Source organism: Flavobacterium sp. (assembly GCF_043720215.1).
Classification (GTDB): Bacteria; Bacteroidota; Bacteroidia; order Flavobacteriales; family Flavobacteriaceae; genus Flavobacterium.
Map to the genome: position 1 here is coordinate 1 of NZ_JAYSSZ010000228.1, position 8155 is coordinate 8155.

Sequence of the window (8155 nt, forward strand, 5' to 3'; positions counted from 1 at the left end):
CTTGTGTTTTTCTGAAACGGTAACATGTTTTTTGAAATATTGTGCTGCCTTCTGCCCGTTAAAAAAGATATATTTTATTTCAGGATGTGCTGCTAAAAAGGCATTAAAATCATTGGGTACTTCCTGTTTAATAGCACTATCTAAGCTTCCTATTCGTACGCAGACACTCAGAACATCCCAAACCGCAACCTTGTTTTTTAAAAGTATGTTTTTACGGGTTTCATATACTGAGGAAAAAGGCTCTTCAAAAATGCTGAATATCAGTTTCCAAAACGCATTTCTATTGTGTCCATAATATTGGTTCAGCATCAAAGATTGGGTGCCTGGCATAGTTCCGAGTATAAGGATTTTAGCGTCAATAGTTGAAATAGGGGGAAAAGAATTTAGTGTCATTATCTATTTTGAGTGGTAATTCAAAAGTAATAAAAATTGTTATCAGTGTTTTTAAATAAAAAATTTATTCAAATTTTGTTGTTGGAAATTTACTGTTTTTAAAGTTGAGTTTTTCAAAGTCTTCAATTTTTTTAATTGTTTCCTCATTAATTTCTGAATTTAAACAAAAGATTTAAGAGCTTCATGGTTAACGATTAGATCAGAAAAAGCTAATCAATCTAGTCCTTTTTTATCTTAATCTCTTTTGTATAATTACTTATTTATCTGATTTTAGCTATATTTGTTTACTAAAAACATTTTTGTGAGTTTCGAAAAGAAAATAGCAGCTCTAATCAGTTGGTTCTTATCACGTCCTAAGACCTCTGGGCTTATTGTTTTTATATGTCTATTTTCTTTTTTTAGTATTATTTTCTTTTTTAAATATCAAGCTTCAAAGCAAAATGAACAACACGAAATGGAAAGTATTTTAGCTGTTGTTGAAAAAAATATTGAGCAAAATTTAAAAAGTAATTATGCTGCAACAATAACTTTAGCATTAACCATTGACGATAATGGGAATCCTAAAGATTTCGAACAAGTTGCCAAACAAATTATTAGTAGTAATAATTATATCGATGCTGTACAGCTAGTTCCTAATGGAATTATAAAATATACTTATCCATTAAAGGGAAATGAACCTGCTATGAATTTTGATATACTTCATAGTCCTTTACATCGGCAAGCAGCTTTAAAGGCCATTGAAACAAAGTCCATTTATTTTTCAGGTCCTGTCGAATTAAAACAAGGAGGTTTGGGGGTTGTTGGTCGTTTACCTATATTTAAAAAAGGTGGATTTTGGGGTTTTTCTGCTGTAATAGTTAAATTTAAAACACTCATAAAATCAACTGGAATTGAATCTTTTAAAAGTAATAAGTACTATTTTCAACTTTCAAAAATAAATCCAATAACAAATACTGAAGAGTTTTTTCTTGAAAACAAATCTCCACTATATGATAAATCATTTGAAAAAGTAGAAATTCCAGAGGGTGATTGGGTTCTCTATATTATTTCTAAAGAACAAAATTATTTATCGGGCTTTTCCCCAGTTATGATAATTGCTTTTTTATTAAGTTTACTTTGTGGGCTATTTGTTACAACCCTACTTAAAAAGCCTTCAGAATTACAAAAGTTAGTTAAGTTACAAACAAAAAAAATAATTCAGAGTGAATTTCTATTTAAATCTATTTTTGAACATGCTGGTCTAGGAATTGTACACACCAATTCTATCGATGGCACTTTTATCGATGCAAATGACAAATTTTGTGAACTTATTGGTTATAACCAAGAGGAAATAAAGAAAATGAATTTCATGATGATCACACATCCAAATGATTTGGATGAAGATTTAATGAACATGAAAAAAATGAGAAATGGAGAGATAGGTCAATTTTCTGTGGAAAAAAGATATTTTCACAAAAACGGAAAAATCATTTGGATAAACATAACAATTTCTTCTTTATGGAAAAAAAATGAAAAGCCAAACAATCATATTGCCATTATTGAAGATATTTCAGGTAGAAAAGAATCTGAAAGACAAGTACAAGAATCACAACAAAAAATTAAAGATTTAATAGATAGTATTGATGGTATTGTCTGGGAAGGTAATTCGGAAGAGTCTGGAGTAACTTATATCAGTAAAAAATCGGAAGACATTTTAGGATATACTCCTGAAGAATGGATTGCAGATAAATATTTTTGGAGAAAAATAATTCATCCCGAGGACAGAGATTGGGTTATTGATTACACTACTAAGCATGCGCATGACAAAAAATCATTTGATTATGAATATCGTATGATTGCTAAAAATGGTAGTATCGTTTGGGTTCGTGATATTGTAAGTGTTTATCATGAAAGTGAAAATATAATTAAATTTAGAGGAATTTTAATTGACACGACAAAATCGAAACAATTTGAAATAGATTTGAATAATTCGTTAAAATTAGTCACAGAACAAAACAAACGATTATTAAATTTTTCGCATATTATTTCGCATAATTTACGAGCACATACCAGCAACATTCAATCCTTGATTAGTTTGATTGAAATGAGCGAAGATCAAGAAGAACGAAACGAATTATTAGTTTTATTAAAATCGGTTTCAGAAACACTAAACCAAACTATGAGCAACCTAAACGAAGTTGTTTCTATACAAACTGATATAAATCCTATTATTGAAGAATTAAATCTAAATAAATACGTTAATAAAACAATAGAAGTCTTACGAGATCAAATCACTAAAAATGAAGTTATAATAATAAATACTATTCCAAATGATGCGACAGTAAGCTTTAATCCCGCTTATCTAGAAAGTGTTTTACTCAATTTTATATCAAATGCTATTCGATACAAACATCCAGACCGGAAACCTGAAATTGAACTTAAAACATATACAGAAGACAATTATCAAATACTTGAAATCCGAGACAATGGTATAGGAATAGATTTAAAGAAAAACGGAAAAAAATTATTCGGGTTATATAAAACATTTACTAATAACCCAGAATCAAGAGGAATTGGGCTTTTTATTACAAAAAATCAAATTGATACTCTGAAAGGTAAAATAGAAGTAGAAAGTAATATAAACATAGGTACAACTTTTAAAACATATTTTAATAATGCTCCAAAAGAGAATTTGCATCATTGATGATGACCCGATATACAAATTAATTACTAAAAAGTTGATTCAAAAAACCAACCTTTATAGTGAAACTATAGAATTCAATAACGGAAATGAGGCAATAACTTACTTTGAATCTACTTCCGATTTACCTGACATTCTTCTTCTTGACCTAGAAATGCCTGAAATGGATGGATGGGAATTTTTGGATCAATTTTGTAAGTTGGAGAAAAAAATAAATAAAGAGAGTACCGTTTATATCGCCAGTTCTTCTATTTCAACAGAAGACAAATTAAAAGCTAAAAAATACAAATGTGTTAAAGAGTTTTTGAGCAAACCAATCAATTTAGAAAAACTGCAAAAAATAGCTGAACAAAATTAAACGATATTTGCTTTTAAATTAAAAAATAATGAGTACCGATTATATTTACGATAAGGAATACAACAATATTACATTTAGCCAATATGAAATCTCACAAAAAGAATACGAAAATTGTGTTTTTAACCATTGTGATTTAACAGCTTGTAACTTTACAGGTGTGCATTTTGTAGATTGCACTTTCAATTTTTGTAACTTTAAAGAAGCAAAAATTGGTCATGTTGGCTTACGAAATGTACTATTTAATGATTGTGATTTTACTTCAGTAAATTTTGCGATGACGGACCAAATAATTTATGAATTCAATTTCAAAAATTGCAAATTAGATTATGTTCAGTTTTATGATTTGAAACTACGAGGAATGTCATTTATAGATTGTAGCATGGTTGCTGTCGATTTTATGCAATCAGATTTAACCGAAGCTATTTTTGATAATTGTAATTTGCATCTGGCAGTTTTTAGTGATGCCATTGCCAATAAAACTGATTTTTATTCCAGTTATTTCTTTTCTATCGATCCTGAAAAAACAAAACTGAAAAAAGCTGTTTTTTCTTCTGAAAATATAAAAGGTTTGTTAGATAAATATGAAATTATAATACATTAAAACACGAATTTGCTTCGCCTGTTCGCCTTTCAGGCTCGAGTCACTAATTATCACGAATAATTTTGTGATAATTAGTGAAGCCCGTTTTATTATATACCGAAATTTTTATTTCAATCCAGCTAAACTCTGCTCAATCGTAGCAATTTTAGCCAAAGCATCGGATTCTTTTTTTCGTTCCATTTCTAGTACTTTTTCTGGAGCACCAGCCACAAATTTCTCGTTAGATAGTTTTCCTTGTACTGATTTTAAGAAACCTTTGGTGTAATTTAATTCTTCAGTTAATTTCGAAATTTCAGCTTCTACATCAATATTTCCTGTAATTGGAATAAAATATTCGTTCGATTTTACTCGGTACGATAAAGCACCATCTACTTTTTCTGTAACATATTCTAACGAAGATATATTCCCTAATTTAGTCACAACCGAATCGAAATAAGTTGAAGCCTTATCATTGTTTACAATTCTAAGTTCAATCGCATCTTTAAACGGAATATTTTTATCTTTTCTGATGGTTCTAATTCCTGAAATTACTTCAATCGTAGTATCAAAATCTGAAATCAAACTTACATTAAACGGTTTTAGTTCTGGCCAAGTTGAAACAATTAAGGCTTCTTCTGGTGTTCTTTCGGTGATGATTTGCCAAATTTCTTCCGTTAAAAATGGCATGAATGGATGCAATAATTTTAAATTGTTTTCTAGCATTTCAATGGCGCTTGCAAAAGTAACGCTGTCAATAGGTTGTTGGTACCCTGGTTTTATCATTTCTAAAAACCATGAACAAAAATCATCCCACACCAATTTATAAATGGCCATTAACGCATCGGAAATTCTGTATTTTTCGAAATCATCTTCGATAGCTAATAAAGTTTGTTGCAATTTCGCTTCGTACCACTCTATCGCTACTTTTGAAGATTCTGGTTGCGGAATCGTTTCAGAAACTTCCCAACCTTTTATTAGTTTGAAAGCATTCCAGATTTTATTAGTAAATCCTTTTCCTTGATTGCACAGCTCTTCGTCGAACATGATATCGTTTCCAGCCGAAGCACTTAACAATAATCCTACACGAACACCATCGGCACCAAATTTTTCGATTAATCCTAATGGTTCAGGCGAATTCCCTAATGATTTAGACATCTTACGACGTTGACTATCACGAACCAATCCAGTTAAATATACATTCGAAAACGGTTTCTTTCCTGTATATTCGTAACCTGCAATGATCATTCTGGCAACCCAGAAAAATAAAATATCTGGACCAGTAACTAGATCATTCGTTGGATAATAATATTTAAAATCTTCATTTTCAGGATCAAGAATTCCACCAAAAACAGCCATTGGCCACAACCAAGAAGAGAACCAAGTATCTAGAGCATCGGCATCTTGAGTTAAATCAGAAATTTGAAGTTGAGCGTTTGAAGTTTTTATTTTGGCTAAAACCAAAGCTTCTTCAATGTTTTCAGCAACTACGAAATCTTCTTTTCCATCACCATAGAAATAAGCAGGAATTTGTTGTCCCCACCATAATTGACGTGAGATATTCCAATCACGAATATTTTCTAACCAATGACGGTATGTATTGTTAAAACGAGCTGGATATAATTTTACTTCTTCGGTCTCAAGAACGGCTTTGATAGCTGGTTTTACTAAATCTTCCATTCGCAAGAACCATTGGTCGGACAAACGAGGCTCGATAACCGCTTTTGTTCTTTCAGATGTTCCTACATTATTGATGTGGTTTTCTATTTTAGAAATGGCGCCTAAAGTTTCTAATTCTTTCGAAATTTCTTCGCGAACTACAAAACGATCTTTACCTTGATAATGCAATCCGAAACTGTTTAGCGTAGCATCTTCATTGAAAATATCAATGATTTCCAAATTGTGTTTTTCTCCTAATGTTTTGTCATTCATATCGTGTGCTGGAGTCACTTTTAGGCAACCAGTTCCGAATTCTAAATCGACATATTCATCTTCGATAATAGGAATGATTCTTCCTGAAATTGGGATAATGGCACTTTTACCTTTTAGATTTGTGTGACGTTCATCGTTTGGATTGATACAGATGGCAGTATCTCCAAAAATGGTTTCAGGACGTGTGGTAGCAACGGTTAAAAAATCTTCGCTTCCTTCGATTTTGTATTTGATATAATATAATTTCCCTTGACGTTCTTCGAAAATTACTTCTTCGTCAGAAAGCGTAGTTTTTGCTTCGGGATCCCAGTTTACCATGCGGTAACCACGGTATATTTGTCCTTTGTTATATAAGTCTACAAATGATTTTATTACAGAAGCTGACATGTCAGGATCCATCGTGAACTTGGTTCTATCCCAATCGCAAGAGCAACCCAATTGTTTAAGTTGTTCAAGAATTGTTCCTCCGTATTTGTCGGTCCATTCCCATGCGTGTTTTAGAAATTCTTCACGAGTTAAATCATTTTTATTGATTCCTTCGGCTTTTAGTTTGGCTACAACTTTTGCTTCTGTTGCAATAGAAGCGTGATCTGTTCCAGGAACCCAACAAGCATTGAATCCTTTCAATCTCGCACGACGAATAAGCACATCTTGTATGGTATTGTTTAGCATATGTCCCATGTGGAGCACTCCAGTCACGTTTGGCGGAGGAATTACTATGGTATATGGTGTACGATGGTCTGGTTTTGAATGAAAATACTTATTTTTCATCCAATAGTCATACCATTTTTGTTCAGTTTCTTTGGCGTTGAATTGTGCTGGAATTGTCATATTTGTTGATTCGGTTATTCGTTTATCTGATTAATCGGTTGTAAAAAACGACTAATTTTATTTTTAGCCCTGATGGAAGTGAAAATCCTTGTCTCGTTTTTAACGAGATAAGATTGTAACGTACAGCAGGAATAATGTTGTTTTGTAAAGTGAATGTTCTGCTTCTAATAAAGAAAAAGAACTTTGGTACACTTTTTGCAATTGTATGCAAAAGTAAGCAAAGTGTTTTAATATAAAAAGAGAGTTAAAATATTTGTATGTTTACTAAAACAAAACTATTTTTACTAATAAATTGAAATTGAAATGAAAAAATTTTTTATTCTTATAGCAATTGGTGCTTTTGGTTTTGCATCTCAGGCGCAAAGTGGTGCTAAAATTGAGTTTTCGGCCAAAGATAATACGATTGATTACGGTACTGTAACAAAAAACGATGATAGTGGAATTAGAACATTTGAGTTTACAAATACAGGTGATGCTCCACTTATTATTAAAGACGTGAAATCGTCTTGTGGTTGTACTGTTCCTACCAAGCCAACAGAACCAATTTTGCCAGGAAAAACAGGGAAGATTGATGTAAAATATAATATGAATCCTGGTCCTATTAGAAAAACTATTACAGTAGAATCTAATGCTGTAAACTATGAAGGCGGTATGGTTCCTCTAAAAATAAAAGGAACGGTAGTTGTTCCTGAAGAAGTAAATATGATGGAAAAGAGGAAATCTTTACCTAGTAATTAAAAAATGAGTCCCACAAAATTGCGGGACTTTTTTATAGTATTTTTTTGAGTCGAAATTTGAATTTCAATATCACTCCTTTTCGTTCTACTTGCATAGTTACTGTACGTCCTTCTTCAGATTGCAAGATTTGTGTTATTTCGTGTAATTTGTAATTAAACACATAGCTCCCATTTATTTTTCCTATAATATCTCCTTTTCTAATTCCTGCTTCTGCTCCGGGCGAACCTTCTCGAACACTTGTAACTTCATATACTGGTTTTAGCATAAAATTATATTTTACACTTTTTTCTTTTTCATCTATTACAGAAACTTCTGTGTTTACAAATCGAGTTTTTAGTTCTACTTCTTCTTTTACCCATTGCAGTCCGTTATGCTGAATTTCTAATCCGCTCATATTATAATTAAACGGTTCGCTAAAATCTGAATTTTTCTTGATATACATTTTCTTGTTTGAATAATCAAAAAGCACATCGAATCTCTTTAGTATTTCGCCACCAATAGATCCATTTCTACCTTCAACCATGCTAACACTTTGCAATGATAATGTATCGGGAAAAGAAATGGTAGGAGATTCTATTTCGTATTTTCCAATTTTAAACTTATCAATTCTAGAGCGCTTTCCGTAAATGTTTCCGCTAAAACCTCT

General features: G+C 31.5%; 7 protein-coding genes. 4 read left to right on the forward strand and 3 right to left on the reverse strand.

Features of this window, described 5'->3' with window-relative positions:
* Positions 1–393, reverse strand: a 393-nt coding sequence (locus ACHZC3_RS10255; protein ID WP_394759771.1) for a DNA-deoxyinosine glycosylase, incomplete at its 3' end; no start/stop codon positions are given.
* A gap of 454 nt (positions 394–847) precedes the next feature.
* Between ACHZC3_RS10255 and ACHZC3_RS10260 the strand changes: the two genes are divergently transcribed.
* The 3 genes from ACHZC3_RS10260 to ACHZC3_RS10270 are packed head-to-tail and all read left to right on the forward strand — an operon-like array spanning position 848 to position 4032.
* The gene (locus ACHZC3_RS10260; RefSeq protein WP_394759772.1) at positions 848–3076 is read left to right on the forward strand and encodes a PAS domain S-box protein; all 2229 of its coding nucleotides are present in this window, start codon (positions 848–850) and stop codon (positions 3074–3076) included.
* Positions 3077–3110: 34 nt separating this feature from the next.
* On the forward strand, positions 3111–3431 hold the full coding sequence (locus ACHZC3_RS10265; protein ID WP_394759773.1) for a response regulator: 321 nt from the start codon (positions 3111–3113) through the stop codon (positions 3429–3431).
* Between the two features lie 28 nt (positions 3432–3459).
* Entirely contained in the window at positions 3460–4032 is a 573-nt protein-coding gene (locus ACHZC3_RS10270) for a pentapeptide repeat-containing protein (protein WP_394759774.1), read from the forward strand.
* Between the two features lie 105 nt (positions 4033–4137).
* Here the strand turns inward: ACHZC3_RS10270 and ACHZC3_RS10275 are convergent, their stop codons facing one another.
* Positions 4138–6771, reverse strand: coding sequence for a valine--tRNA ligase (locus ACHZC3_RS10275; RefSeq protein ID WP_394759775.1), 2634 nt, complete (start codon positions 6769–6771; stop codon positions 4138–4140).
* A gap of 303 nt (positions 6772–7074) precedes the next feature.
* Between ACHZC3_RS10275 and ACHZC3_RS10280 the strand changes: the two genes are divergently transcribed.
* Entirely contained in the window at positions 7075–7509 is a 435-nt protein-coding gene (locus tag ACHZC3_RS10280; RefSeq protein WP_394759776.1) for a DUF1573 domain-containing protein, read from the forward strand.
* 31 nt (positions 7510–7540) lie between these two features.
* On the opposite strand, the gene ACHZC3_RS10285 is transcribed toward ACHZC3_RS10280, so the two are convergent.
* The coding region (locus tag ACHZC3_RS10285; RefSeq protein WP_394759777.1) for a PDZ domain-containing protein at positions 7541–8155 on the reverse strand (615 nt) is incomplete at its 5' end.

Coding starts and splice junctions, on each gene's coding strand:
- ACHZC3_RS10280 (WP_394759776.1), top strand. CDS start 7,075: ATGAAAAAATTTTTTATTCTTATAGCAATTGGTGCTTTTGGTTTTGCA.
- ACHZC3_RS10260 (WP_394759772.1), top strand. CDS start 848: ATGGAAAGTATTTTAGCTGTTGTTGAAAAAAATATTGAGCAAAATTTA.
- ACHZC3_RS10275 (WP_394759775.1), bottom strand. CDS start 6,771: ATGACAATTCCAGCACAATTCAACGCCAAAGAAACTGAACAAAAATGG.
- ACHZC3_RS10270 (WP_394759774.1), top strand. CDS start 3,460: ATGAGTACCGATTATATTTACGATAAGGAATACAACAATATTACATTT.